Source organism: Streptomyces sp. NPDC052910 (assembly GCF_055585605.1).
Genome location: NZ_JBVJJR010000001.1, coordinates 816,691 through 841,429, shown reverse-complemented (window position 1 = coordinate 841,429; position 24,739 = coordinate 816,691). Strand labels below are relative to the sequence as shown.

The window sequence follows — 24,739 nt, the reverse complement described above, 5'->3', positions numbered from 1 at the left end:
CGGTGGCGGGAGCGGGGGTGGAGGCGCGAGCCGCCTCCCGGGGTGGGGTGGCGCGGGTTGCCGGGGCAGGGGCGGTGCGGGCCCTCCGGGCTGTGAGGACGCGGGAGCGCTTGCCCGTCCGCGCCGCGGGGGAGCCGGACGTTCGTCCCGGCTCGTCCAGGAAGGCGCGGGACCGCTCACCCTCCCGCCTCCGCACACGCTCCCGCCTCCGCTCATGCTCCCGCTCCCGCCTCCGTTCGCCCTCCCGCTTCCGCTCGCCCTCCTGCCTCCGGGCGGCATGGAGCGGCAGGGCCGGTCGTCGAGGGCCGGCGGGGGACCGCGGCTCCGCCGCCGTCGAGTTCATCGGCTTCCTGCCCATCCTCCTCCTCGTGGGTCTGGCCGCGATCCAGCTCGGAATCGCGGCTTTCGCCGCCCAGCAGGCCGGCACCGGCGCCCGCGCCGCCGCCCGTACGGCGACGCTCGACGACCCGCGCACGTCACCGGAAGCCGCCGCCCGCGCGGCCATGACCGACTGGGTGGCCCGGCGCGCCGGCACCGTGCAGGCACCCCCCTGCACGTCCGGCGCCGAAGTCACCGCCACGGTGGACGTCTCCGTGCCCGGTCTCCTCCCCGGCACCGGCTTTCACGTCACACGGCACGCCACCATGCGCTGTCCCGACGACACACGCGCCCCCTCCGGCGTTCCCCCCGCGCCCCCCGACGCCCCGCGGGGACTCCCGTGACGTCCCCCGCACCCCTCCCGCCATGCCTCACGAGCCCCACGTACCCTCCCAGGAGGACAGCCCATGAGTCTCCGGGCGCGTGTCGTCACCCCCGAACCCCCCGGTGCCGGACGGGAGTCGGACCACCTCGTCCCCGTCTACCGCGCCAAGCTCCTGGAGGAGATCGACCTCGCCGAGATGTCGGCGCTCGCCGCCGGCGAGCGGCGCGCGCGGCTGGAGCGGGTGCTGGGTCACATCATCAGCCGGGAGGGTCCCGTCCTCTCCACCGCCGAGCGCGACCGGCTGATCCGCAGAGTCGTGGACGAGGCCCTGGGCCTGGGCATCCTCGAACCGCTCCTGGAGGACCCCACCGTCACCGAGATCATGGTCAACGGCCCGGATCAGGTCTTCGTCGAACGCGCCGGCCGCGTCGAGGCCGTACCCGTGCGGTTCGCCTCCCACGAACAGTTGATGCAGACCATCGAGCGCATCGTCTCCACCGTCAACCGCCGGGTGGACGAGTCGAACCCGATGGTCGACGCCCGGCTCCCCAGCGGCGAACGCGTCAACGTGATCATCCCTCCCCTCGCCCTCAACGGCGCCACGCTCACCATCCGCCGCTTCCCGCGCGTCTATACGCTGCGGGAACTCGTCGGTGTCGGCACGCTGGACGAGCCGACGGTGATGCTCCTCGCGGGACTCGTCCGGGCCAAGTTCAACATCGTCATCTCCGGGCCCACCGGCTCCGGCAAGACCACTCTCCTCAATGCCCTCTCCGGCCTCATCCCGGAGGGCGAACGCGTCATCACCGTCGAGGACGCCGCCGAACTACAGCTCCAGCAGACGCATGTGATCCGCCTCGAATCCCGCCCGCCCAACGTCGAGGGCAAGGGCCGGATCACCATCCGCGACCTGGTACGCAACTCCCTGCGCATGCGCCCCGATCGCATCATCGTCGGCGAGGTCCGCGGCGGCGAGACGCTCGACATGCTCCAGGCCATGTCGACAGGGCACGACGGCTCTCTCGCCACCGTCCACGCCAACAGCGCCGAGGACGCGCTGATGCGGTTGCGGACGCTCGCCTCCATGTCGGAGGTGAAGATTCCCTACGAGGCGCTGCGCGACCAGATCGACAGTGCGGTGGACTGCGTCGTCCAGCTCACCCGCACCGCCGACGGAGCACGCCGCATCAGCGAGGTGACACTGCTGGACTCCCGCGCGTCCCACGAGCGGCCCGGCGTGCTCCACGGCGTCCCCCCAGAGGGACCGGGCGCTCCGTACGAACGGCCCGGGCCCCCGAGCGCGTGGTCCGGTGCTCCGAGTGCTTGGTCCGGAGCCGCGAGCGCGTGGTCCGGCGCTTCGTACGAGCGGCCCGGCACCGGAACGCCGGCCGCCGGTGGTTACCGCCTCGCCACCGTCGTCCGCTTCGACGCGCTGCCGATGGGACCGGACCGCGTCGTCCGCGGCACGTTCTCCCACTTCCCGCTGCCGGAACGGGCCGTCGCGAGACTGCGGTTGGCCAACGAGCCGGTCCCGCAGGCGTTCGGAGTCGCCGCGCCGCCCGGCGCCGGCGCAGGCAGTCGTGTCACCGGCCGTCACGCGGAGTGGGGAGCGGGTACGCCGGTCGCGGACGGCGGGCGGGGCGGGGACGGTGATCGGCCTCCGGGCGGCGAGTGGGCCCCCTAGGGGACTGATCTCCGGGGCGCCTCCGGGATCTCTCCGGGCCGCCTGGGGGTTCACTCGGGGACGCCTCGTGGGAAGACCCACCACGACACCAACGGCAGCGGCCGACGCAGCCACCACCGAACGGACGAGAGGCCACGGAAGGCGACCGCACATGGACGACACCCTCACGCTCCTCACCCTGGGCGTCACCCTGCTGTGCGGGGCGTTCGCCGTCGCGGGTGTACGGACGTACCTGGCCGGACGCGACCGGCAGGCGGCCCTCGTCGAGCGCCTCGTGGATCCGGGGGAGTCCCCGCGGCCCGCCGGCCGCTCCAGACCCCTGCACCGCTTCGACCGCGCGGTCCGCCGGACCGGTCTCGGCAGACGGCTGGAGCTGCGCATCGCCGCCACCGGACTGAGTGTCGCCCCGGGTGACTTCCTGCTGTGGACCGGCGCGGCGGCCGCCGCCCTGTGGGTTGTGGCGGCCCTCGCCCTGGCCCCGTTCTTCGGTCCGCTCGCCGCGGTCGTGGCCGTCTGGACGGCGTTCGCCTTCCTGGGGCGGCAACGCCGTAAACGGATCGAGAAGTTCATCAACCAACTGCCCGAGCTCGCCCGCATCCTCGCCAACGCCACCCAGGCGGGGCTCGCGCTGCGCACGGCCCTCGGCATGGCGGCGGAGGAGATGGACGCCCCGGCGGGCGAGGAACTGGCGGCCGTCGCCGACCGGCTGGCCGTCGGTCATTCCGTCGACGAGGCCCTCGCCGAGCTGGCCGACCGGCTGCCCTCCCGGGAGCTCGGCGTACTCATCACCACCCTCGTCCTCTCGCACCGCGCGGGCGGTTCGGTCGTCCGCTCCCTGCGCAACCTCACCGAGACGCTGGAGGAGCGGAAGGAGACGCGGCGGGAAGTCCGTACCCAGTTGTCCCAGGTCACGGCCACGGCCTACGTCGTTCCCCTGATGGGCGTCGGCACGCTCTTCCTCCTGGACCGCATAGCCCCGGGCTCCATCGACCGCATGACGGGCACCACCCTCGGACAGCTCACGGTGATAGGCGCGTTCACGCTCTACGGCGTCGGCTTCTTCCTCATCCGGCGCATGTCCCGTATCGACATCTGACCGCCGCGCGGACGCCCCCGCGCACTCCCGTGACCCCTCCCAGGCCGCACCTTCCCCCCGCAATCGCACCCTCCACCCACCCGAGGAGACGGACATGGGCCTGCTGATCGCCCTCCTGGCCGGCGCGTCCGTGGCCGGTGTCTGTTACGGCGTCGCGCTCTGGCGCAGCGAGGCCAGACTCCCACCGGACCTCGCCGTCGCCCTGGAGGTCGGTGCCACCCGCACCACCGCCGTCGGCTCGGCCGTCGACCGCCTCGGCATGCGGTGGGCCCCGCTGGTGCTGAGGCTGATGGGCGCGCGCCGCGTGGCCCGGATCCGTACACGGATCGACCGCGCGGGCAACCCCGGCGGCCTCACCGTCGACCGCTACGCGGCCCGGCGCGCGGTGTACGGGGCACTGGGCTTCGGCGGGGCGCTCGTCATGCTGGTCGAGGGGCGGCTGCTCATAGCCGCGCTCCTCGTCGCCTTCGGTCTGTTCTGGATCGAGGTCGGCATCTGGGCCGCCGTGCGGGAGCGCCGGAGCGCGATCGAACGGACGCTCCCCGATTTCCTCGACGTCCTCGCGGTCGTCGTCAGCGCCGGTCTGAGCTTCCGGCAGGCCCTGGACCGGGTCGCCGAACGGTACGAAGGTCCATGGGCCGACGAACTCCGCATCGCGCTGCGGCAAATGGACATGGGCGTCAGCCGGCGGGACGCCTTCGAGGGGCTGCGCCGGCGGAACGACTCGGAGCAGGTCGCGCAGTTCGTCTCGGCCCTCCAGCAGGGGGAGGAACTGGGCTCGCCCATCGTGGACACCCTCATGGACCTGGCGGCCGACATGCGCCGTACCGACGCCCAGAACGCCCGTCGCCGCGCGGCACGTGCCGTCCCCAAGGCCACGGTGGTCATCACCACCTTCATGGTCCCCGGGACACTGGCGCTGATGATCGCGGGATTCTTCCTCGGGTCGGGCGTCGACTTCGGGTCGGTGTCCGGCAAATGAGACGAGGAGGGCGCCGGGCGGTGTCGCGGGCGGACGAGTTCTGTGAATGCCCTTCGCTTGTGCAACCAGGTATGGGACAGTCTTCGCCCGGAGGCACCTCGGCGAGGGAACGCCAGGCCGGACGGGGGTGATGCGAGTGACGCAAGCGAACGCCCAACTCCCCTGCGAAAGAGGGAACAAGAGGCACGCGCCCTGTCCCGGGCCCGGTGTTCGGGCGTACGTTTCCCCTGCGGCGAGCGGCCGTTCCGGACGCCACCCGCAGCGCCCGGCCACTCGTGGAGGGGATGAGAATGGGGAAGCGCTTCTGGGAGGACGACCGGGGGCAGACCTCGGTCGAGTACCTGGGCATCATCGCCGTCGTGGTGGCGATCGTGCTCGTCCTCACGACGACGGACTTCGGCACGGTGATCGCAAAAGCGATCATGGATCAGATCCAAAAAATCGCCAAGTGATCCCCGGGGCCGGGCTGCTTCGCCGGCCTCCCGGGCGGCGCGACGCGGGCCAGGCGTTCCCGCTGTACGTCGTGGCGGTCGCGGGGCTCCTGTTCGTCGCGCTCGCCGTCTTCGCCGTCGGCATGGCGGGCGCAGCCAGGAACGGCACCCGGTCCGCCGCCGACGCCGCGGCCCTGGCCGCCGCCCAGGACTACCGGGAACAGGCCTTCACCGGCTTCCTCCGGGACCTCACCGCCCGGCCCGGCGGCGACTGGCGACGCTGGTTCGACGGCCGCGGCGACGCCCCCGGCACCGCCTGCCGCGAGGCGGAACGCCTCGCCCGCGACAACGACGCCGACCTCACCGGCCCCGGCTGTGCCCCGGCGCCCGGGCCGGACCCCACGACGCTGGCCTTCGACGTCACCGTCTCCGCCCGCGACGGGGTCGGCACGTCCGTCGTCCCCGGCACCGAGGACGTCCACCCCACCGTCGGCTCCCGTGCCGTCGTCGTCCCCCGCTGCCGCCCCGCGCCGGACGGGGACGCCGGAGCCTCGTCCGCCCGGTTCGACTGCGACGACGGGCCGCTCACCGTCGACCCCGCACACCCCGACCCCCGGCTCACGGCGCGCACCCTGTTCGCCGTGCGTCTCGCCGCCACCGACCGATGACCCCACGAGTGGAGGAACACCACCCATGAGCACAGGGCGCCGACATCCCCGGGCCGTGCTGCTGGTGCCGCTCGCCGTCGCCGCGGTGCTCGCCCTCTCCGGCTGCGGCGGCGACGGCGACGACGGTGCCGACCGGAAGGCGTCGGGCCGGCCGGCCACCACGGAAGCCGGGAGACCCGCGGCAAAGGGCCCGGGAGGGGAGGGAAAGCCGTCCTCGGAAGTGCTGGGGGAAATGCGGAACGGTGACGGAATCGTCGTCACCATCACCTCGGCCACCCGGGAGGACGGCGGCTTCGTCACCGTCCAGGGAACCGTCACCAACCACGGCGACAAAATGTTCAACGCCCTGGAATGGCGGTCCAAGGAAACCGACATGAGATCGCAGTCCGCCGTATCCGGTGCCACCCTCGTCGACGCCAAGAGCAAGAAGCGCTACCTCGTCCTCCGGGACACCGACGGCGAGTGCCTCTGCAGCACCGGTCTCACGGGAATCAAGCCTCAGGAATCCCGGCCCCTCTTCGCCCAGTTCCCCGCTCCGCCCGCCGATGTCGCCCAGGTCGACTTCCAGATCCCCACCATGCCCTCCGTCCGCATCGCGCTCTCGGGGTGACCCGTGACCCGCCGCCTTTTCTCCCCGTCCGCCCACCGCCATGGTTTTCTCGGCGAGACCCTCGCCGCGGGCCTCCTCGCGGCCACCGCCCTGCTCGCCGCCGCGCCGGCCCCCGCCCACGCCGCGGGCCCGGGCGACCCGGCCCGCAGCGAGCCGCCCGTCAAGCTCGACGCCCACGCCTCCGGACTCAAACTGCGCAAGGGGGCCAAGCTTGCCCCCGGCCGCGTCCTCGACATCAAGTCCGTCATCGAATCGGGCAACGGCGGCGAACGCCGCGTGGACACCAACGTGAACGTCACCTTCGCCCTGCAGGCCGAAGTCCTCTTCGACAAGGACAGCTCCTCCCTCAACGGCGCGGCGGCCCACCGCATCAAGGCCATCGCCGACGAGGTCAGGAAACAACACGCGACCAGCCTCCGAGTCTTCGGATTCACCGACAACCTGGGATCCGCCGACCACGGGACGCTGTTGTCCAAGGAGCGCGCCAACGCCGTGCAGCGCCAACTCGCCAAAGAGCTCGGCTCGTCCTCGATCTCCTACCAGATCCGCGGCTACGGCGAGGACTACCCGATCGCGGACAACACCACGGAGGACGGCCGCCGCAAAAACCGCCGCGTGGAAGTCAGCTTCCCCCGCCAGGGCCGCTGAACGGCCGAGGACACCCGCCCGCCCCCTTGCCTCCGCCCCACTGCAAACCCACGCGGTCTGAGGTACGGATCACGGCCGCGTGCTCGCCGGAATCGCTTCCTCCGCCGCTAGGTTGGCGCCACCCCCCACCGCCGCAGAGGAGGTCATGTGACCCGCGCCCGCACCGCCGACCTCGTCGAGACCCAGGCCCGCGCCTGTGCCGAGCTGAATTCGCCCTTGTACGCCTCACTCCTCACCCGCGCCGCACAGGACATCCGCGACGGTGGCCCCTGCGCCGACGCCGTGGCCCCCCTGGAGGGCGCCCCGGGCCCCGCCGCCGTCGGCCTCCGCCTGATGGGCGCCGTCCACGCGCTCGTCCTGCTGGGTGAGGCACCCGAGCTGGCCGCCCACTACCCCACGGCGGGCGGCACCGCCGACGATCCGGACGCGGCGTGGGAACCGTTCCGGCGCGCCGTCGCCGAGCACCCCGAGCACATCGCCGCCTGGATGGCCCGCCCGCCCCAGACGAACGAGGTCGGCCGCGCCAACATGCTGATCAGCGGCCTGCTCACCACGATCGCCGCCCTCGGCACCCCCGGACCACCCCCGGTCCGCCTGCTCGAACTCGGCGCGAGCGGAGGCCTGAACCTCCGGGCCGACCGTTTCCGTGTCCTCTCCGGGGAACCGGGAGCATCGGGCCTCTCCTGGGGAGACCCCGACTCGCCCGTCGTCCTCGACGGTGCCTGGCGGGACGGCGCCCCGCCGCCCCGGATCGCCGACGCCGCGGCCCGCGTTCCCACCCTGGACGTGGCCGAACGCCTGGGCTGTGACGTCGACCCGCTGGACCCCCTCGACGCCACCGACGCCCTCGCTCTCCGCGCCTACGTCTGGCCCGACCATCCCGCTCGTGCCGCCCGCCTCTCGGGCGCCCTGGACCTGGCCCGGCGGCAGCCCGCCCAGGTCGTCCCCCAGGGAGCGGCCGACTTCCTCGCCGCGGCGGACCTCCGCCCCGGGACCCTCACCGTCGTCTGGCACTCCGTGATGCGGCAGTACGTGCCGGCCGCGGAATGGGCCCGGGTGGAAGCGGAGCTCGCCCGGCTGGCCAGGGCCGCGACCGGGCCGGACACGGGCTGGTTCGCCCACCTCGCGTTCGAACCGCGACGCGTCGGGGCCACCCACCGGTTCGTCCTCACCGCCCGTCTGGGCGACGGGCCCGAGGAGATCCTGGCCGAGGCCCACCCCTGGGGCCTCGACGCCCGTGCCTGCGAAACCGCCTCCGTCGCCCCCTGAGCCACGCCCGCTCCCTCGCCAACCACCCGCAGCACGCGGCAGGATGGGTCTTCCGAAAGCCCTGGGGACGAATGAGGGGGGCGGTACGTGACGGGCGGTACGAGGCGGTCGGCACGGAAGGGGGCCCGCGCCCTGCTGCCGGCCCTCGCCCTGGGAACGCTCGTCACCACGGCGGCCCCCGTGATCGCCGCACCCGGCGGGGCGGACAACGCCGGACCACCGACCGCCTACCGGACGGCTCCCGACGCCCAGGCGATCCGCGGCGCACCGACCGCCACGCCCGCCCCACCGCTCATCCCCGGTGACCGCACGGCGACGGACACCATCGCCCCGGGCGAGCGAAAGTTCTACGGTGTCCGCCTGGACGGCACGTCCGACACCTACGTCTCCGCCGTCGCCGCACCCCGCCCGGGCGGCACCCCGGGCCTGCGCGACGGCATCGACGTGGCGCTGCAACGCGCCGACGGCACCCGCTGCGGACCGGCCCGCCACCGCTCGTTCCTCGCCGAGGGCGGGGCCTACCCCCTCGCCGATCACGCCGAACGCCTCGCCGGAGGGGGCGGTCCCTGCGCGGCCGGCGGTATCTACCACTTCGTCGTGTCCCGGGGGGACGCGGACGGTGGTGACCCCGACCCCGTACCGCTGGAACTCACCACCGTCACACGCCGCCCGCCCGCCGCTCCCGCCTCGCCCTCCCCGCCCGGAACATGGAGCTCGGAACCGCCTCCCGAACCGGCCGGGCCGACGAAGGAGATCACCGGTGGCAGCGGGTTCAATGACGCGGCCGGCGTCAGGGCGGGCACCTGGAAGGACACCATCCGGCCGGGGGAGACCCGCTTCTACCGGACCCCCGTCACCACCGGCCGCCAACTGTTCGCGAAAGCGACGTTCGGTGACGCTCCCGGACGCGTCCCCTACGTGGCCAACGGCGTCCGCCTGGGCGTGAACGACGGCGCGCGCGGCCATGTGGCGAACCGGACCGATGGCTACCAGGGCCGCACCGTCTCCGTCCCGCTCGCCGCACCCCCACCGGCCCGGGACACGGCGTCCGAGGGCTGGTACTACCTCCAGGTCAGCCTGAACGCCAAGGCTGCACTGGGTACTTCGGAAGCGGTGCCCGTCACGCTCACGGTCACCACCGCTCAGGCCCGCAGCGCACCGGCCGAACCATCCGGCCCCGGCACCCGCCGCGGGCCCGACGGCTCGACGGTCCGCACCGCGAGTGCCTCCCCGGCGCCCGACGGGCGCCTGAAGGCCGTCGGTTACGTCGGTATCGGCACCGGAACGGCACTCCTGCTGGGCCTCGGCGGCTGGTACCTGGCCGCCCGCAGGCCGGAGGAGTGAGCAGCCGGCCGGGCCCGTGTCAGCCGGGCACCATGGGGACGATCCGCACGCGCGTCCCCTGGCTCACCCCCCATCGGGCCATGGCTCCGGCCGCCGACTCCAGCACGTGCCGAGCCGTCGGCCTGGGCCGGCCGAGGCGGTGCGGAGCCATGGTGCGTACGGCGAGCACCCGCATGTCCCGGCTCAGGTAGGCCACGTCGATGGGGAACCGCATCCCGAACGTGTGCACCGAGCCGGCCGGCGTCAACAGCATGATCCCCTCGATTCCGTCGCGTCCGAGCAGTCCGCGCGTCCGGGCGCGGTAGGAGGCGGCGACCTCCACCGGAACCGTCGGGAACGCACGGTCCCCGGACTCGACGGTGAGGTGGGTGAAGCCGTCGGTCCAGCCTGGCATCGGCATGGCCCTTCGCTCGGGGATCCCTGGCTCTATCAGCCCTCCGGGTGGCCAAGTTATCCACATACGGCAGGCCGTCCACAGCTTTCGCGGGGATCGGCCCGTCCCTGCCCGCGGCTCCGTAACCTCGGCGCATGGACTGGTTGTTGATCGCGTTGATGGTGTCGGCCGCCCTCTACGGAATCCTGGCCGGCGCGCTGGTGCCGGGCGCGCGCTACCGGCTGTCGGTCGAGCCGGACGAGGCATGGCGGACGACGGCTCCCTGCGGACACGCCCTGGGGCGCGGGCTGGGGCGCGGGCGGTGCGCGGTGTGCGGGAGGACGAGATACGGGCCGGGGGTGGTGTGGCCGGCCGGAGTGACGGCCGCGGTGTGCGCGGTGACGGCCGCGGCGGTCGGCCCGCGGCCCGAACTCGCCGTGTGGCTGCTGGCGATACCGGTGGGCGTGCTGCTCGCGGGAGTCGACTGGGCCGTCCACCGGTTACCGGACGCCCTGACGCTGCCCTTGGCGGGAGGCACGGCCGCGCTGTTGGGCGTGGCGGCCCTGCTGCCGGCGTCGGGCGGGAGCTGGACCGGGTCCCTGCTCGGCGGCATCGCGCTCGGCGGTGTCTACCTAGTGCTGCACTTGGCGCATCCGGCCGGGATGGGCTTCGGCGACGTCAAGCTCGCCGCGGGTCTGGGCTGTGCCCTCGGCTGGTACGGCTGGGGGGTGCTGATACTCGGCGGCCTCGCGGGGCTCCTGCTCGGCTCGGTCTACGGCATCGCCCTGATGCTCACCCGCGGCGCGGCACGCGGTACGACCATGCCCCTCGGCCCCTTCCTGCTCGCGGGGGCCTGGCTCGCCCTGGTGGCGGGCGGGTGGTCGATACGGCGATGAGTCGGCGCGACAAGCGCTCGCGCACCCCACCTCGCGCACCCTCATCTCGCGGACGCCGCACCCGCTTCCCCCCATTCGGCCCACACCCGTCAAGTCGGCGACGAGTTTGTGCAACATTTCGATGAAGGTGACGGAGAGCACGGTCGGCTGGTGATCACTTGGCCGGTTCTACACCGTAGCCCCAGTGCTGACATGGAGGAATGAGTGTCGCGTGACCCTGCCGACCGGTCGTTTCAAGATCAACAACTGTGCCGAAAGTCAGCGCGCCACGCTAAGTCACCCCCGCCGATGCGCGATGCACCCCCTCCGACCGGTTATGGTGGAAACCCCCCCTCGGGCCGGTCCGTATCCCCCCCACGGACCGGCCCGTTTTTCGTGGGCCGATGTCACTCTCCGTATGGATTCGTGCGACTCCGGACAGTTGTGATCGCGATGCGGTGGAATTCCGGCGGGGGAAGCGCGCCGGAATCACCCACGATTCATGCACAAAGCATTCGCGAGACGTCTACGGAATGCCGAGGGCAAACGCACGGACGCATCGCCCGAGCGGGTGCGCGACCGCGCCCTGGTGGCGGGTCGCGGCGACCCGTGCCGCCTGTGTCGGCGCGCCTCCCTGAGCGCCCGACGTCGCAGCCCTCCCCGCCTGCGCGGGTCCCGGAGCCTCGCCCTGTCACCGCGCCCGGGCGCCCGCGCTCCCGAACCCGCACGGACCCCTACGAGGCACCACGATTCGCCCAGATGTTGACCCCTTCCGTGCTCACCGCGAAGGAATCGATCTCGGCCAGTTCTTCTTCGGTCAGTTCCGGACCCTCCAGCGCCGCCACATTCGCTTCCAGTTGGCCCACACTGGAGGCGCCGATCAGCGCCGAGGTCATCCGCTCGTCCCGGAGCACCCAGCGCAGTGCCAACTGCGCCAGGGACTGTCCGCGCCGCCGCGCGATGTCGTCCAGCCCGCGAAGCCGGCGCAGGACGTCCTCGGTGAGCAGCGCCGGGTCCAGCGACGAGCCCTTCGCGGCCCGCGAGCCCGCCGGGACGTCGCCGCCCAGGTACTTGTCCGTGAGCAGCCCCTGGGCCAGCGGCGCGAAGGAGATACAGCCCATGCCCTCGTCCTCCAGAACGTCGAGCAGCCCGTCGTCCTCCGTCCAGCGGTTGATCATGGAGTAGGAGGGCTGGTGGATCAGGGCGGGCACACCCATCTCGCGCAGCAGCCGCGCCGCTTCGCGGGTCCGCTCGGCCGTGTACGAGGAGATCCCGACGTAGAGCGCCTTCCCCTGGCGGACGGCGGACGCCAGGGCGCCCATCGTCTCCTCCAGCGGGGTGTGCGGGTCGAAGCGGTGCGAGTAGAAGATATCGACGTAATCGACACCCATTCGGACCAGTGACGCGTCCAGGGACGAGAGCAGGTATTTCCGCGAACCCCATTCGCCGTACGGGCCGGGGTGCATCAGATAGCCGGCCTTGGTGGAAAGGACCAGTTCGTCGCGGTAAGGCCGGAAGTCCTGGGCGAAGAGCCTGCCGAAGTTCAGCTCGGCGGAACCGGGCGGCGGCCCGTAGTTGTTGGCCAGATCGAAGTGGGTGACTCCGAGGTCGAAGGCGCGCCGCAGAATGGCGCGCTGAGAGGCCAGCGCGCGGTCGTCCCCGAAGTTGTGCCACAGTCCGAGGGAGATGGCGGGCAGCTTGAGCCCGCTGCGGCCCGTACGCCGGTACTCCATGGAGTCGTAGCGCGTTTCGGCCGCGTGGTAGTGCGAATCGGTCATGTCGCCACTGACTATCACGGCCCGGTGACCGGCCGAGTTGGGTCCTCGCGACACGCTGGCAGTAATGTGGCGCCCTCGGGTGCCCGCAGTGGCGGGGAACCGCAGTGGCATGGAGGGGCTGGAAACGTGAAGTTGCGCGACCTGGTGTACAGGCTCTACGCACACCGGGTGGAAGGCCGCCTCGACCACGCCCAGGTGCCCAAGCACATCGGCGTCATCCTGGACGGCAACCGACGCTGGGCCCGTGCCGACGGGCGGACCCCGGAGCAGGGGCACCAGGCCGGCGCGGACAAGATCCAGGAGCTCCTGGGCTGGTGCGACGAGACGGACGTCGAGGTCGTCACCCTCTGGATGCTGTCGACGGACAACCTGGACCGGCCGGCGAAGGAACTGACGCCGCTCCTCGGCATCATCGAGAACACGGTCCGCGGGCTGGCGGCGGACGGCCGCTGGCGCGTCCACCACGTGGGGCAGCTCGACCTGCTCCCGGCCGAAACGCAGACCGTCCTGAAAGAGGCCGAGCAGGCCACGCTCGGCGTCAAGGGAATACTCGTCAACGTGGCCGTCGGTTACGGCGGCCGGCAGGAAATCGCGGACGCCGTGCGTTCCCTGATCCTGGAAGCCGCCGAGAACGGCACGTCGTTCGAGGAACTGGCCGAATCCGTCGACGTCGAGCACATCACCAAGCACCTCTACACGCGCGGCCAGCCCGACCCGGACCTCATCATCCGCACCAGCGGCGAACAGCGCCTCTCCGGCTTCATGCTGTGGCAGAGCGCGCATTCCGAGTACTACTTCTGCGAGGTTTTCTGGCCGGCCTTCCGCAAGGTCGACTTCCTCCGCGCACTGCGTGATTATGCGGCGCGCCACCGGCGTTACGGATACTGAGCGGACCGGCCGGCTCGCGGCCGCCGCACGGATCGTCACCGTCCTTGTCCCGCATGTGCGCTGGGCGATTGCCCGGTTCCGCACCGTCGCCGACCGGGCCGCCGTAGCGGTCCGGTGATCGGTCGTTCACCTGCTCGTCGCATATGCCGTTGCATGGTCAAGCGCTTCGGCGGGAATATCCCCTCCAGGCCGGCGGTCGTCCCCATGACCGTCGCTCTGCAGCGGGCGGCATGGGGCCGCCCGCCCGGGAGGCCCTTTGCGACGGACGAAGCCCGCGACGGCTGAGCGGTGCAGGCGGGCCCTGCCGCCCCCGCGGGTCGCGCGGAGGACGTGGAGGGCCGTCGACCGGCCCTCGAAGGGCATGGACCCGGCCCCTTCCCCGCGACCCAGGTCGCGTCCAGACCTCTCCCCGAGGGGGTTCGTGCACCCGTGGTGACCAGCAAGAAGCGCCGTGAGAACGACCGGCGCACCTATGTCCTCGACACCAGCGTCCTGCTGGCGGATCCAGGCGCCATGTGCCGCTTCGAGGAGCACGAGGTGGTGCTGCCCGTCGTGGTGGTCACGGAGTTGGAGGCCAAGAGGCACCATCCGGAGCTCGGCTACTTCGCCCGGAAGGCGCTGCGCCGACTGGACGAGTACCGGGTGCAGTTCGGCCGGCTCGACGCCCCGATCCCCATCGGGGAGCTCGGCGGCAGCCTGCGGGTCGAGCTCAACCACTCCGATCCGGCCATACTCCCCGTCGGCTTCCGGTTGGGGGACAACGACTCGCGCATCCTCGCGGTCGCCCGCAACCTCCAGGCGGAGGGGTACGACGTCACGGTGGTCTCCAAGGACCTGCCGCTGCGCATCAAGGCGTCGTCGGTGGGCCTGCTGGCCGAGGAGTACCGGGCCGAGCTGGCCATCACCGACTCGGGCTGGACGGGGATGGCGGAGCTGTCCGTCACCGCCGAGCAGGTGGACGAACTGTTCGCTGCGGAACGGACATACATCCCCGAAGCGGTCGAACTTCCCGTCCACACCGGTCTGGTGCTCCAGTCGGAGCGGGGCAAGGCGCTGGGCCGGGTGACGGCGGACGGCGCGGTGCGCCTGGTCCGCGGCGACCGGGAGGCGTTCGGCATCCACGGCCGCAGTGCCGAGCAGCGCGTCGCGCTGGACCTGCTGCTCGACCCCGAGGTGGGCATCGTCTCGCTGGGCGGCCGGGCCGGCACCGGCAAGTCGGCGCTGGCGCTCTGCGCCGGCCTGGAGGCGGTGCTGGAGCGGCGGCAGCACCGGAAGGTGATGGTGTTCCGTCCGCTGTACGCGGTCGGGGGCCAGGAGTTGGGCTACCTGCCCGGCAGCGAGTCGGAGAAGATGAGCCCCTGGGCCCAGGCGGTCTTCGACACGCTCTCGGCGGTGACCACGGCCGAGGTGATCGAGGAGGTCGTGGGGCGCGGCATGCTGGAAGTGCTGCCGCTGACGCACATCCGGGGCCGTTCGCTGCACGACGCGTTCGTCGTCGTGGACGAGGCCCAGTCGCTGGAGCGCAACGTGCTGCTCACCGTGCTCTCGCGCATCGGCGCCAACTCCCGTGTCGTCCTCACCCATGACGTGGCGCAGCGCGACAACCTGCGCGTCGGGCGATACGACGGGGTCGCGGCCGTAGTGGAGAAACTGAAGGGGCACCCGTTGTTCTCGCATGTGACCCTGACGCGTTCGGAGCGGTCACCGATCGCGGCACTCGTCACGGAGATGCTGGAGGACGGGCGCATCTGACGCGGCGCCCGATCACGGCCCGGCGAAGGTGAGGCGGTCTTTCGCGGACAACGCGCGGCAAAGCCTGGGAGCTTAGCCGCGCGTTGTGCTGCCGCGCCCCCTCTTCCCGGAATTCCGGGGCGTCGAACATGGTGTGACGTTTCCCACGCAACGCGGAATTGCCTCCGAGCGTGCGCGTCGGGCAGAGTCTGGTTCCTGTCAGGCCCCGCATACGGCACTTGCGCCTCGGGCTCCCCAGGGAGTGCGCGGTTCCCCGCCACCTGAACCAACAGGGGAACCGACAACTGAACAGTGTCGCCGTATGCCGCCCGCGCACCGTGCGGACCTCCTTCACCAGGGGTTCACCGCCGGTCCGCCGGGCCAGTGCCTCCAGTGACCGGCCGGTCCCGCGAGTTCGCGGGACCGTACCAGCAGAGGCCAGCGTCAGGGGCGCGATCGCGTCCGCGAGGGTCACCTGCGCGGGCGATGCTGGAAGGAAAGCGTGTGAGCCGGATCTCGGTCCGGGGATTCGCCGTGGCCTCCGCCACCGCGGTCACCACCGTCGGCGCCGTCGTGGGCGTCGCCCAGGGCGACGAGCAGAACATGACGACGACGGGCGGAGTGCAGGCTGCCGCCGCCGACGCGACGCTCCTCGCGGAACTTCCCGCCGGGCAGAACGCCGTCCAGACCGCCTCGCTGACGCAGCAGGCGGACACCCAGGTCGGCGTGGCCCAGACGGTCGCCAAGAAGGAGGCCGAGGAGGCCGCCCGCAAGCAGGCCGCCGAGGACGCCGCCGCCAAGAAGGAGGCGGCCGAGGCCGCCGCCAAGAAGGAGGCGGAGGAGAAGGCCAAGGAGAAGGCCGAGAAGGAGCGGGAGAAGGAGAAGGACGACGTCGCGAGCCGTTCGGCCACCCGCGACTCCGTCGACATCCCGGTCAAGGGCTCCTACAGCACCGCCGAGGTCCAGGCGATAGCCCGGCAGATCGTCCCCGCCGACCAGTTCCAGTGCTTCAGCAACATCGTGAACAACGAGAGTAGCTGGGACTACACGGCCACCAACGCCTCCTCCGGCGCCTACGGTCTCGTCCAGGCGCTTCCCGCCGAGAAGATGTCCTCCGCGGGCGCGGACTGGCGGACCAACCCGGCCACCCAGATCAAGTGGGGCCTCAGCTACATGAACGAGCGGTACCACAGCCCGTGTGGCGCGTGGTCCTTCTGGCAGGCCAATAGCTGGTACTAGGCCCTCCGGCGCGCGCCGCGCGACGCTTCCGCGAGCCCCCGACCCCAACCGGTCGGGGGCTTTGTGGGTCTTCCGGGGGGAACGAGGGCCCTGTGGGCGGAAACCTTTCGTCTCCGACCCGCGGGGCCCAGGTAACGTTCATGCCGGATGGCCGCGGGGGATGTGGGGGTAGAGGAAGAGAAATGTCCAGATTGCCACAATGGCTCGGCAGTATCGGCTCGGGCCTGACGCGGCTCTCCCACCGACTGGAGGAGCGCAAGGCGCGCACCGACCCGGACGGTGTGCCCGCCTGGGCGCAGCCGCCGGCCGATGCCCCCATCAGCGAGCGGCCCACCACGGAACCCGTGGGCAAGGAGGCCGCCGAACCGGAATCCGCCGCGTCCGCCCGCCCCGCCCACGGCGATCCGACGGCCGCCTCCCCGGCACCGGACGGCGAACCGCCGCGAACCGACGCCACCACCTCGTCCACCGACACCGGGCCCGGCCCGACCCCGGCTCCGGCCGAACGGACGCCGCCGCTCTCCGCCGCGGCCGTCCTCGCCGAACCCCCGCGCCCCGAACCCGTCGCCGTCGTCCCCTGGGGCATGCGGGTGGCGGCCGAGGCGGGCTGGCGGCTGCTGGTCCTCGCGGGAACGGTGTGGGTGCTGATGCGTGTCATCAGCGCGGTGCAACTGGTGGTGCTGGCGTTCGTCGCGGGCCTGCTGATCACCGCGTTGCTTCAGCCGACGGTCGCCGCGCTGAAGCGGCGGGGTCTGCACCGGGGGCTGGCCACGGCCGTGACCTTCATCTCCGGCTTCGTGATCATGGGGCTGGTGGGCTGGTTCGTGGTCTGGCAGGTGATGGAGAACGTCGACGACCTGTCCGGGCAGCTCGAAACGGGTCTGCACGACCTGAAGGACTGGCTGCGGAAGAGCCCGTTCCATGTCACCCAGAAGCAGATCGACAACATCACCGGCAACCTCAGTGACGCCCTGAGCTCCAACACCAAGGAGATCACCTCGGCGGGCATAGAGGGCGTCCAGGTCATCATCGAGACGATGACCGGCATCATCCTCGCGATGTTCACCACCCTCTTCCTGCTCTACGACGGGCCGAGGATCTGGCGCTGGGTGCTCCGGCTGGTCCCGAGCGCGGCGCGCGAGGGTGTGGCGGGAGCCGGGCCGCGCGCCTGGGCGACGCTGACCGCCTATGTGCGCGGCACGGTGATAGTGGCCATGATCGACGCGGTCTGCATCGGCATCGGCCTGTACTTCCTGAAGGTGCCGATGGCCGTGCCACTGGCCGTCTTCATCTTCCTGTTCGCCTTCGTCCCGCTGGTCGGCGCCGTGGTCTCGGGCGCGCTGGCCGTGGTGGTGGCGCTGGTGACCCAGGGTGTCTTCACCGCGACGATGGTGCTCGTCGTCGTCCTGGCCGTACAGCAGATAGAGGGCCACATCCTCCAGCCGTTCATCCTCGGCCGGGCCGTGCGCGTCCATCCGCTGGCGGTCGTGCTCTCCGTGGCGGCCGGTTCGATGGTCGCCGGCATCGGCGGCGCGGTGGTGGCGGTGCCGCTGGTGGCGGTGACCAACACGGTCGTCGGCTACCTGAAGGCGTACTCACGCGGCGAGGTACCGGGCGAACGGCCGGAGTGAACCGGCCCCGCGCACGGCGAAAGGCGGCCCGCCGACCGGGGAGGTCGGCGGGCCGCCTTTCGCTTTGCGAGGGGTGTGCTCAGCCGTTGAGAACGGCCTCGGCGTCGAGCGTGGCGCCGACGGCCTGGAGCACGGAGGCGATCTTGAACGCCTCCTGGATCGTCTCGCGGGCCACACCGGCCTTGCGCAGCACCTGCTCGTGCGAGTCGAGGCACATGCCGCAGCCGTTGATGGCGGAGACGGCCAGCGACCACAGCTCGAAGTCGACCTTCTCCACGCCCGGGTTGCCGATGACGTTCATCCGCAGACCCGCGCGCAGGTTGCCGTACTCCGGGTCCGACAGCAGGTGCCGGGTGCGGTAGTAGACGTTGTTCATCGCCATGATGGCGGCGGCGGCCTTGGCGGCGGTGTACGCCTCCGCGGACAGGTTCGCCTTCGCCTCGGGCTCCAGCTCGCGCAGGACGATCGGCGAACGGGTCGCGATCGCGCAGGCGAGGACGGTGCCCCACAACTGCTGCTGCGGAAGGTCGGAGTTGCCGATGACCGAGCCGAGGTTCAGCTTCAGGTCCTTGGCGTAGTCCGGTATGGCGGACTTCAGTTCATCGAGAGCCATGGGAGATCAGCTCACTCGCCCGAGAGGAGCGCGACCGGGTCGAGGGTCTCGTCGCCCTTGCTCCAGTTGCAGGGGCACAGCTCGTCGGTCTGCAGCGCGTCGAGGACCCGCAGGACCTCCTTGGGGTTACGGCCGACGGAGCCGGCGGTCACCATGACGAACTGGATCTCGTTGTTCTGGTCGACGATGAAGACGGCGCGCTGGGCGTAGCCGTCCTCGCCCTCGACGCCGCACGCGCGCATCAGCTCGTGCTTGGCGTCGGCCAGCATCGGGAAGGGCAGGTCACGCAGGTCGGCGTGGTCCTTGCGCCAGGCGTGGTGCACGAACTCCGAGTCACCGGAGACGCCGAGGATCTGGGCGTCACGGTCGGCGAACTCGTCGTTCAGCTTGCCGAACGCGGCGATCTCGGTCGGGCAGACGAAGGTGAAGTCCTTCGGCCAGAAGAAGACGACCTTCCACTTGCCCTCGTAGGTCTTGTGGTCGATCTGCGCGAAAGCCTTGTCCGCGTCGAGGTCCACACAGGCGGTCAGGTCGAACTCGGGGAACTTGTCACCGACAGTGAGCACGCGCTCTCCTTGCAGCGAAGAAAGTCCCTGGTTGCGGACTTTCTGCGGGGTTGGACGTGATCCACCCTGCCACAGGAGGCATTGATAGCGGAAATAGTTAGACTGATTGGTGTTGATCGGAGGTGGTTATCGATGGAGTCGTCCATATCGCGGAACCGGGCCGCCAGGGGCGCCGAGCCCCAGGAGCCGGCCGCCCGCCCGGGCGGGGCGAAGGCGCCGTCCGGCCGCCCCCGCCAGCCCAGCCTCGCCCAGCTCAGGGCGTTCGCGGCGGTCGCCGAGCACCTGCACTTCCGGGACGCCGCCACGGCGATCTCGATGAGCCAGCCGGCGCTCTCGGGCGCCGTCTCGGCCCTGGAGGAGTCGCTGGGAATTCAGCTCTTCGAGCGTACGACGCGGAGGGTGCTGCTCAGCCCGGCGGGTGAACGGCTGGCCGCACGGGCCCGTACGGTGCTGGACGCGGTCGGCGACTTCATGGAGGAGGCCGAGGCCGCCCGGGCGCCCTTCACCGGCGTACTGCGGCTGGGCGTCATCCCCACCGTGGCGCCGTACCTGCTGCCCACCGTGCTCCGGCTGGTCCAGGAGGTCTACCCCGACCTCGACCTCCAGGTGCACGAGGAGCAGACCTCGTCCCTCCTCGACGGCCTCGGCCAGGGCCGGCTCGACCTGCTGCTGCTCGCGGTGCCGCTCGGCGCCCCCGGGGTCACCGAAATGCCGCTGTTCGACGAGGACTTCGTCCTGGTCACCCCCTGTGGCCACGAACTGGCCGGGCGCACCGACGTCCCGCGCAGCGCGCTGCGCGACCTGGACCTGCTGCTCCTGGACGAGGGGCACTGCCTGCGCGAACAGGCCCTCGACGTCTGCCGCGAGGCCGGCCGCGCCACCGGAGCGCCCGTGGCCACCAGCGCCTCCGGACTGTCCACACTGGTGCAGTTGGTCGGCGGCGGGCTCGGCGTCACACTGCTGCCGCGGACGGCCGTCCGCGTCGAGACCGCCCGCAGCGACCGTCTGGCCACCAGTTGCTTCGCCGCGCCCCCGCCCTCCCGCCGGATCGCCTTGGCCATGCGCTCGGGCGCGGCGCGGCAGAGCGAGTTCGAGGAGTTCGCGGACGCGCTGCGGGACGCGTTGAGCTCGTTGCCGGTACGGATCGTGGGCTGAGCGGCGTCGGCCCCGGATCGTGGCCCGGACGTCAGCCCCGGCGGCCGGCCTTCTTGAGGATGCCGTCGACGTCGAGTTCGACCGTCGCGCCGATGGACTCCGGGAGCACGGCACGCTCACCGGGCGCGTAGACGCGGTGGCTGCGGTACTCGTTGGCGAACGGGTCCGTGAGGACGTGCAACCGCTGCCTCTTCCGGTCGACGATGACGTAGACCGGGATCTTGGCGATCGCGTAGGCGGCCACCTTGGTGCGCACGTCCTGGGCGTAGTTGGACGAGGTGACTTCGAGGACCAGGCGGAAGACGGACGGGTCGTAGTAGGTCGACTCGATGGCGTGTTCGCCGATGTCCGCGTCGGCGACGGCCAGGTCGGGGATGGCGTAATCGCAAGGCCCGTCGGGCAGCCAGATGCCCACGCCTTGCATGACACAGGTCTCCTCCGTTTCCGCCGCGTGGAAGTCGAAGGTCAGACTGGTCAGCGAACAAGCATGGGATGAGTCGGGCGGTGGTGTCACGGCGATCTGTCCGCCCAGGACCTCGACGCGGTGGCCGGGGAGCCGGTCCGCGAGCTGCTCGGCCTGCTCCAGCAGGGTCGGCTCGTCGTCATCGCAGGGGTACTCGATTGCTGCGGCGGACATCATGTGCCTCCTGGCGGCCGGAATCGAGACCATCATCGTAGGTCGGTACAGCCGTTCTGTTCCCTCGCGCACGTGTTCACTCGCAGGGGGGAACGGCGCTCGGGACACCGGTCTGACCTGTGGCAGAAGCGGCCCGCTACTCCGTCCGCAGCCCCTCCGGCCGCGTCATCCGCAGCAGCGCCGGGAGCGTGGCGAGGGTGACGAGACCGACGAGCCCCACGCCCGCGCCCGCCACCGGCCAGAACGCCCACCAGTCGGCCGACCGCGCGCCCGTCAGCCGCAGCACGGCCCAGCCCAGGCCCAGGCCGCCCGCCACGGCGACGGCCGTGCCCAGCAACACCGGGACGGCCGTCTGCCACAGCACCGACCACGCCAGTGTGCGGCGGGGCGTGCCGACGGCCACGAGGGCGGCCAGCGTGCGCCGCCGTTCGCGGAGCTGTTCCAGCGTGGTGACGAGCAGACCCGTGCCGATCAGGGCCAGTATCCCCAGGGCGCCCACCAGCAGTCCGCGCCGGACCAGCGGTGCGTTGTCCTCCTTCACCACGCCGCCCCGCCGGTCGGTCCGGAGGGCCGGGTCGATGCCGGCGGCGGTGTTGCGGACCCGCTCGATGGCGTCGGGATCGCCCGGCTCGGTCTGCACGGCCAGCCGGGTCCTGGCGTCGGGGAGGGCGAAGGCGTCGATGGCGGTGGGGGTGGCGAGGACGCCGTCGGGGTGCTCGCCCAGCGGGTCCGGCCGGGTCCGTGCCACCCGGGCCGAGTCGGGGACGGTCCAGCGGTACGTACGGGCCGAGCCCTCCGTGTACGGGCTGACGACGACCTTGGTACCGGGCCCGAACGCGTCGGCGCGGCCGGGGTCCCCGGAGCGGCCGAGGAAGACGTCGCCGTCCCGGCAGGAGCCGATGTCGGCGAGCTCGGCGAGGGTGGCGCAGTCGCCGACGATGACGCTGGTGACCGTGCCGGGCTCGCCGTCCTTCTCGATGTACCGCTCCACGTACCCGGTCACCGCCCGCACCCCCTCGGTGCGCCGGAACCGGTCCACCCAGTCGTGTACCTGCGACGGGGAGCCCACCACGTGCGAACCGGTGAGCCGGGAGTGGTTGGCGAGCGCTTCGGGGGAGTCGTCGAGGTGCCCCCGTACGCCCGTGAGGACCGTCTGGACGGCGATCACGCCGGCCACCGCGACGGTGATGCCGCCGACCGCGCGGGCCGCCGGACCGCTGTCCAGTTGGAGCCGCCGCACGGCCAGTTGCCAGGAGGGCGGGCCGCCGCGCAGCCGGGCGACGAACGCCTCGACGCCCCACGGGAGCAGCGCGGTGACGCCCAGCAGCAGCAGCGCGGCACCGGCCGCCACCTGCCAGGCGTCGACCGGCAGCCCCGGCAGGAGCGGCAGCTCGGACAGCACCGGCAGTCGCCCGGCCATCCGGCCGGACAGCGGGGTGAGCAGGACGGCGCCCAGGGCCGGGACCAGCAGGCGCCACCACAGCCGGCGCCGCCGGGGCGCCGTGCCGCGCACCACGCCCAGCGGCTCGACGACGACGCCGCGCAGGGTGAACAGGGTGACCGCGACCGCGCAGGCCGGCACCGCGACGACGATCAGCGCCAGCATCCAGGGCGTGGGCATGACGTCGGACGGAAAGACGGCGGTGTCGCGGATGGTGAGGTCGCGGGCGTACTCGCGCAGACGGAGGAAGAGCGCCGCGCCGACGCCCAGCCCGAGCACCGCGCCGGTCAGCGCCTCGCCCGCGGCGATCCGGCGGACCATCCGCCGGTCCGCGCCGATCAGCCGCAGCGCGGCCAGCCTGCGGTCGCGTCCGGCGCCGCCGAACCGGACGGAGGTGCCGATGAAGACGGCGACCGGCGTCAGCAGCACCACACACCCGAGGACGCTGAGCACCACGAGGACCGGGTCCATCGGCACGTCCGGTTCGTCGTATCCGAACCGGTCGACGCGCTTGGCGCCCGTGGCCGGGCGGATCCGGTCGCTGCCCGCGTAGTAGAGGAGCTCGTCGGGGCCGACGAGCCCGGCCTCGCCGATGGTGCCGACCGGCCGGTAGGCGGCGAACCGGTCGCGCAGCAGCGCTCCCCGGTCCGATGCCAGCAGCGCGGCGAGCGCGGGGGAGACCACCATCTCGCCGGGCTCCGGAAGCCGGTCCACGCCCGGGGGCCGGGGGGCGTCCGGCCCGTCCGGGGCCAGCAGCCCGCCGGTGACGGGCTTGTCCCGGAAGTCGGTGTGGACCTCCTGGTAGAGCAGGGTGTCCGGACCGCGTCGGGCGTCCGGCTCGGTCCTGTCGCGGAACTCGCCGGTGACGCCCACCGAACGGGCCGTCTCCCGGGCATGCCGGTTGGCGAGCATCGACGGGACGGACGCGACGAGCAGCAGCAGGGCCACGCCGAGCCCGACGCCCACCGCCGTGCACGCGGTCCGCAGCAGGCCCTCCCGGCCGCCGGCGACGGAGTACCGGGCGCCCAGGGACAGATCGCGGAACCAACGGGCGGGACCACGGGGGCCGGTGGGCCGGAGGGCGCCTCGTGCGACGGCCGGCTTCACCCCATCGGGAGCCGACTCCCCGTTCGTCACAGGACTCCCGCCATGTCCCGGACCGTGCCGTCCCGGACGATGACCTCGCGGTCGGAGTACGCGGCGACCCGCGACTCGTGGGTGACGAGCACGACGGCCGCGTGGGTCTCCCGGGCGGCGGCGGTGAGCAGCTCCATCACGCGCTCGCCGTTGAGGGTGTCGAGGGCGCCCGTCGGCTCGTCCGCGAAGATCACGCGGGGCGTGGTGACGAGCGCGCGGGCGACGGCGACGCGCTGGCCCTGCCCGCCGGAGACCTCGCCGGGACGCTGGCCGCGGGTGTCGACGACGTCCAGCCGTTCCAGCCAGTGCAGGGCCCTGGCCTCGGCCTCCTTGCGCCGGACGCCGGCCAGCCGCAGCGGCAGGGCCACGTTCTCCCCGCAGGTCAGCTCCGGCACCAACTGGCCGAACTGGAAGACGAAGCCGAACTCCCCGCGCCGCAGGGCGCTGCGCTCGGCGTCGGTCAGGTCCGTCAGACGGTGGCCGTCGTAGGTGACGACGCCCTCGTCCGGCCGCACGATGCCCGCCAGGCAGTGCAGCAGCGTGGACTTGCCGGAACCGGAGGGGCCCATGACGGCGACGACCTCCCCCGGGTGGACGGAGAAGTCGGCGCCGTCGAGGGCGCGCGTCGGACCGTACGCCTTGCGCAGGCCGACGGCGCTCAGCAGGGAGCCGGCGGGTATCACGCGCCCACCGCCTCGGCGAGCCGGTCGAGCCGGGCGGCGGTGACTTCCAGCCAGCGCAGGTCGGCCTCCAGGTGGAACAGCGCGTGGTCACAGATCAACTGGTCGGCCAGGTCGCCGGAGCGCTTGCGCTCGGTCAGCCCGCGCATCAGCCGCAGGTGCTCCGCCCGCTGGGCGTCGAGCAGCCCGGCCGCGCTCCGGCCGGTCAGCAGGGCGAGGACGACCTTGGTGTAGAGGGTCGACTGGAGGTACGGCTCGGGCTTCTCGGGCCGGGCCAGCCACTGGCCGACGTCGGTGACCCCGGCCTCCGTGATCGCGTAGCGCTTGCGGTCCGGGCCGCCGCCCTGCTCGATCCCGTCGACCTCGACGAGCCCGTTCTTCAGCAGGCGCGACATCGTCGCGTACACCTGGCCGTAGTGCAGCGGCCGGTCGTGGCCGAAGTGCTCGTCGAAGGCCCGCTTCAGGTCGTAACCGTGGCGCGGGCCGGATTCCAGCAGACCGAGCAGAGTGTGTCCGATCGACATGCCGCGACTGTACAACAGCTCTATACCCCATATGTA

Annotated in this window: 24 protein-coding genes; 16 read left to right on the top strand and 8 right to left on the bottom strand. The window is 72.1% G+C overall.

Going from position 1 to position 24,739, the window contains the following annotated elements; genetic code table 11:
* Positions 1-2 precede the first annotated feature (2 nt).
* The 10 genes from ACZ6X9_RS03580 (at position 3) to ACZ6X9_RS03535 (ending at position 9,435) form a co-directional block, all read left to right on the top strand.
* The gene (locus ACZ6X9_RS03580; protein ID WP_469776239.1) at positions 3-722 is read left to right on the top strand and encodes a TadE family protein; all 720 of its coding nucleotides are present in this window, start codon (positions 3-5) and stop codon (positions 720-722) included.
* A 63-nt stretch (positions 723-785) separates the two neighbouring features.
* Positions 786-2,387, top strand: a complete 1,602-nt coding sequence (locus ACZ6X9_RS03575; protein ID WP_469776238.1) for a CpaF family protein — start codon at positions 786-788, stop codon at positions 2,385-2,387.
* A gap of 151 nt (positions 2,388-2,538) precedes the next feature.
* A complete protein-coding gene (locus ACZ6X9_RS03570) occupies positions 2,539-3,483 on the top strand; it encodes a type II secretion system F family protein (protein WP_469776237.1) in 945 nt (314 codons plus the stop codon).
* A gap of 94 nt (positions 3,484-3,577) precedes the next feature.
* Positions 3,578-4,465: a DUF5936 domain-containing protein gene (locus ACZ6X9_RS03565; RefSeq protein WP_469776236.1), complete on the top strand. Its 888-nt coding sequence runs from the start codon at positions 3,578-3,580 to the stop codon at positions 4,463-4,465.
* 290 nt (positions 4,466-4,755) lie between these two features.
* Positions 4,756-4,917: a Flp family type IVb pilin gene (locus tag ACZ6X9_RS03560; protein WP_004947925.1), complete on the top strand. Its 162-nt coding sequence runs from the start codon at positions 4,756-4,758 to the stop codon at positions 4,915-4,917.
* Entirely contained in the window at positions 4,914-5,564 is a 651-nt protein-coding gene (locus ACZ6X9_RS03555; protein ID WP_469776235.1) for a pilus assembly protein TadG-related protein, read from the top strand. Before ACZ6X9_RS03560 ends, ACZ6X9_RS03555 begins: the two co-directional genes overlap by 4 nt.
* A 25-nt stretch (positions 5,565-5,589) precedes the next feature.
* Complete coding sequence (locus tag ACZ6X9_RS03550) at positions 5,590-6,174, top strand: hypothetical protein (protein WP_469776234.1); 585 nt, start codon at positions 5,590-5,592, stop codon at positions 6,172-6,174.
* A gap of 3 nt (positions 6,175-6,177) precedes the next feature.
* Positions 6,178-6,822, top strand: a complete 645-nt coding sequence (locus tag ACZ6X9_RS03545) for an OmpA family protein (protein WP_469776233.1) — start codon at positions 6,178-6,180, stop codon at positions 6,820-6,822.
* A gap of 147 nt (positions 6,823-6,969) precedes the next feature.
* Positions 6,970-8,091: a DUF2332 domain-containing protein gene (locus ACZ6X9_RS03540; protein ID WP_469776232.1), complete on the top strand. Its 1,122-nt coding sequence runs from the start codon at positions 6,970-6,972 to the stop codon at positions 8,089-8,091.
* Between the two features lie 87 nt (positions 8,092-8,178).
* Positions 8,179-9,435 carry a hypothetical protein gene (locus ACZ6X9_RS03535; RefSeq protein ID WP_469776231.1) on the top strand — a complete coding sequence of 419 codons (1,257 nt, stop codon included), beginning with the start codon at positions 8,179-8,181 and terminating at the stop codon, positions 9,433-9,435.
* A 19-nt stretch (positions 9,436-9,454) separates the two neighbouring features.
* Here ACZ6X9_RS03535 and ACZ6X9_RS03530 read toward each other — a convergent pair whose 3' ends face one another.
* Positions 9,455-9,835 (bottom strand): DUF192 domain-containing protein, encoded by a 381-nt coding sequence (locus ACZ6X9_RS03530; protein WP_469776230.1) that lies wholly within the window; start codon positions 9,833-9,835, stop codon positions 9,455-9,457.
* Positions 9,836-9,963: 128 nt separating this feature from the next.
* Between ACZ6X9_RS03530 and ACZ6X9_RS03525 the strand changes: the two genes are divergently transcribed.
* The gene (locus tag ACZ6X9_RS03525; RefSeq protein WP_469776229.1) at positions 9,964-10,704 is read left to right on the top strand and encodes a prepilin peptidase; all 741 of its coding nucleotides are present in this window, start codon (positions 9,964-9,966) and stop codon (positions 10,702-10,704) included.
* A 713-nt stretch (positions 10,705-11,417) separates the two neighbouring features.
* Here the strand turns inward: ACZ6X9_RS03525 and mgrA are convergent.
* Complete coding sequence (gene mgrA / locus ACZ6X9_RS03520) at positions 11,418-12,461, bottom strand: L-glyceraldehyde 3-phosphate reductase (protein ID WP_469776228.1); 1,044 nt, start codon at positions 12,459-12,461, stop codon at positions 11,418-11,420.
* 126 nt (positions 12,462-12,587) lie between these two features.
* On the opposite strand from mgrA, the gene ACZ6X9_RS03515 reads away from it, so the two are divergent.
* The 4 genes from ACZ6X9_RS03515 (at position 12,588) to ACZ6X9_RS03500 (ending at position 17,950) form a co-directional block, all read left to right on the top strand.
* A complete protein-coding gene (locus ACZ6X9_RS03515; RefSeq protein WP_469776227.1) occupies positions 12,588-13,349 on the top strand; it encodes an isoprenyl transferase in 762 nt (253 codons plus the stop codon).
* A gap of 429 nt (positions 13,350-13,778) precedes the next feature.
* A complete protein-coding gene (locus ACZ6X9_RS03510) occupies positions 13,779-15,101 on the top strand; it encodes a PhoH family protein (RefSeq protein ID WP_469776226.1) in 1,323 nt (440 codons plus the stop codon).
* Positions 15,102-15,584: 483 nt separating this feature from the next.
* Complete coding sequence (locus ACZ6X9_RS03505; RefSeq protein ID WP_469776225.1) at positions 15,585-16,319, top strand: aggregation-promoting factor C-terminal-like domain-containing protein; 735 nt, start codon at positions 15,585-15,587, stop codon at positions 16,317-16,319.
* 182 nt (positions 16,320-16,501) lie between these two features.
* Positions 16,502-17,950, top strand: a complete 1,449-nt coding sequence (locus tag ACZ6X9_RS03500; protein WP_469776224.1) for an AI-2E family transporter — start codon at positions 16,502-16,504, stop codon at positions 17,948-17,950.
* 79 nt (positions 17,951-18,029) lie between these two features.
* On the opposite strand, the gene ACZ6X9_RS03495 is transcribed toward ACZ6X9_RS03500, so the two are convergent.
* Together ACZ6X9_RS03495 and ACZ6X9_RS03490 are read right to left on the bottom strand one after the other, a co-directional pair.
* A complete protein-coding gene (locus ACZ6X9_RS03495) occupies positions 18,030-18,563 on the bottom strand; it encodes an alkyl hydroperoxide reductase (RefSeq protein ID WP_469776223.1) in 534 nt (177 codons plus the stop codon).
* Positions 18,564-18,574: 11 nt separating this feature from the next.
* Entirely contained in the window at positions 18,575-19,129 is a 555-nt protein-coding gene (locus ACZ6X9_RS03490) for a peroxiredoxin (RefSeq protein WP_185941816.1), read from the bottom strand.
* Between the two features lie 132 nt (positions 19,130-19,261).
* On the opposite strand from ACZ6X9_RS03490, the gene ACZ6X9_RS03485 reads away from it, so the two are divergent.
* A complete protein-coding gene (locus ACZ6X9_RS03485; RefSeq protein ID WP_469776222.1) occupies positions 19,262-20,284 on the top strand; it encodes a LysR substrate-binding domain-containing protein in 1,023 nt (340 codons plus the stop codon).
* 31 nt (positions 20,285-20,315) lie between these two features.
* On the opposite strand, the gene ACZ6X9_RS03480 is transcribed toward ACZ6X9_RS03485, so the two are convergent.
* From ACZ6X9_RS03480 to ACZ6X9_RS03465, 4 genes are all read right to left on the bottom strand, one after another.
* A complete protein-coding gene (locus ACZ6X9_RS03480) occupies positions 20,316-20,921 on the bottom strand; it encodes a Uma2 family endonuclease (RefSeq protein ID WP_469776221.1) in 606 nt (201 codons plus the stop codon).
* 136 nt (positions 20,922-21,057) lie between these two features.
* Positions 21,058-23,499 carry an FtsX-like permease family protein gene (locus tag ACZ6X9_RS03475; protein ID WP_469776220.1) on the bottom strand — a complete coding sequence of 814 codons (2,442 nt, stop codon included), beginning with the start codon at positions 23,497-23,499 and terminating at the stop codon, positions 21,058-21,060.
* Complete coding sequence (locus ACZ6X9_RS03470) at positions 23,496-24,182, bottom strand: ABC transporter ATP-binding protein (protein WP_469776219.1); 687 nt, start codon at positions 24,180-24,182, stop codon at positions 23,496-23,498. Before ACZ6X9_RS03470 ends, ACZ6X9_RS03475 begins: the two co-directional genes overlap by 4 nt.
* Positions 24,179-24,703 carry a PadR family transcriptional regulator gene (locus ACZ6X9_RS03465; RefSeq protein WP_469776218.1) on the bottom strand — a complete coding sequence of 175 codons (525 nt, stop codon included), beginning with the start codon at positions 24,701-24,703 and terminating at the stop codon, positions 24,179-24,181. The genes ACZ6X9_RS03470 and ACZ6X9_RS03465 overlap by 4 nt, the downstream gene beginning before the upstream one ends.
* Between the last annotated feature and the right edge of the window lie 36 nt (positions 24,704-24,739).

Coding starts and splice junctions, on each gene's coding strand:
- mgrA (WP_469776228.1), bottom strand. CDS start 12,461: ATGACCGATTCGCACTACCACGCGGCCGAAACGCGCTACGACTCCATG.
- ACZ6X9_RS03500 (WP_469776224.1), top strand. CDS start 16,502: ATGTCCAGATTGCCACAATGGCTCGGCAGTATCGGCTCGGGCCTGACG.
- ACZ6X9_RS03525 (WP_469776229.1), top strand. CDS start 9,964: ATGGACTGGTTGTTGATCGCGTTGATGGTGTCGGCCGCCCTCTACGGA.
- ACZ6X9_RS03575 (WP_469776238.1), top strand. CDS start 786: ATGAGTCTCCGGGCGCGTGTCGTCACCCCCGAACCCCCCGGTGCCGGA.
- ACZ6X9_RS03570 (WP_469776237.1), top strand. CDS start 2,539: ATGGACGACACCCTCACGCTCCTCACCCTGGGCGTCACCCTGCTGTGC.
- ACZ6X9_RS03480 (WP_469776221.1), bottom strand. CDS start 20,921: ATGTCCGCCGCAGCAATCGAGTACCCCTGCGATGACGACGAGCCGACC.
- ACZ6X9_RS03465 (WP_469776218.1), bottom strand. CDS start 24,703: ATGTCGATCGGACACACTCTGCTCGGTCTGCTGGAATCCGGCCCGCGC.
- ACZ6X9_RS03565 (WP_469776236.1), top strand. CDS start 3,578: ATGGGCCTGCTGATCGCCCTCCTGGCCGGCGCGTCCGTGGCCGGTGTC.
- ACZ6X9_RS03485 (WP_469776222.1), top strand. CDS start 19,262: ATGGAGTCGTCCATATCGCGGAACCGGGCCGCCAGGGGCGCCGAGCCC.
- ACZ6X9_RS03550 (WP_469776234.1), top strand. CDS start 5,590: ATGAGCACAGGGCGCCGACATCCCCGGGCCGTGCTGCTGGTGCCGCTC.
- ACZ6X9_RS03530 (WP_469776230.1), bottom strand. CDS start 9,835: ATGCCGATGCCAGGCTGGACCGACGGCTTCACCCACCTCACCGTCGAG.
- ACZ6X9_RS03560 (WP_004947925.1), top strand. CDS start 4,756: ATGGGGAAGCGCTTCTGGGAGGACGACCGGGGGCAGACCTCGGTCGAG.
- ACZ6X9_RS03495 (WP_469776223.1), bottom strand. CDS start 18,563: ATGGCTCTCGATGAACTGAAGTCCGCCATACCGGACTACGCCAAGGAC.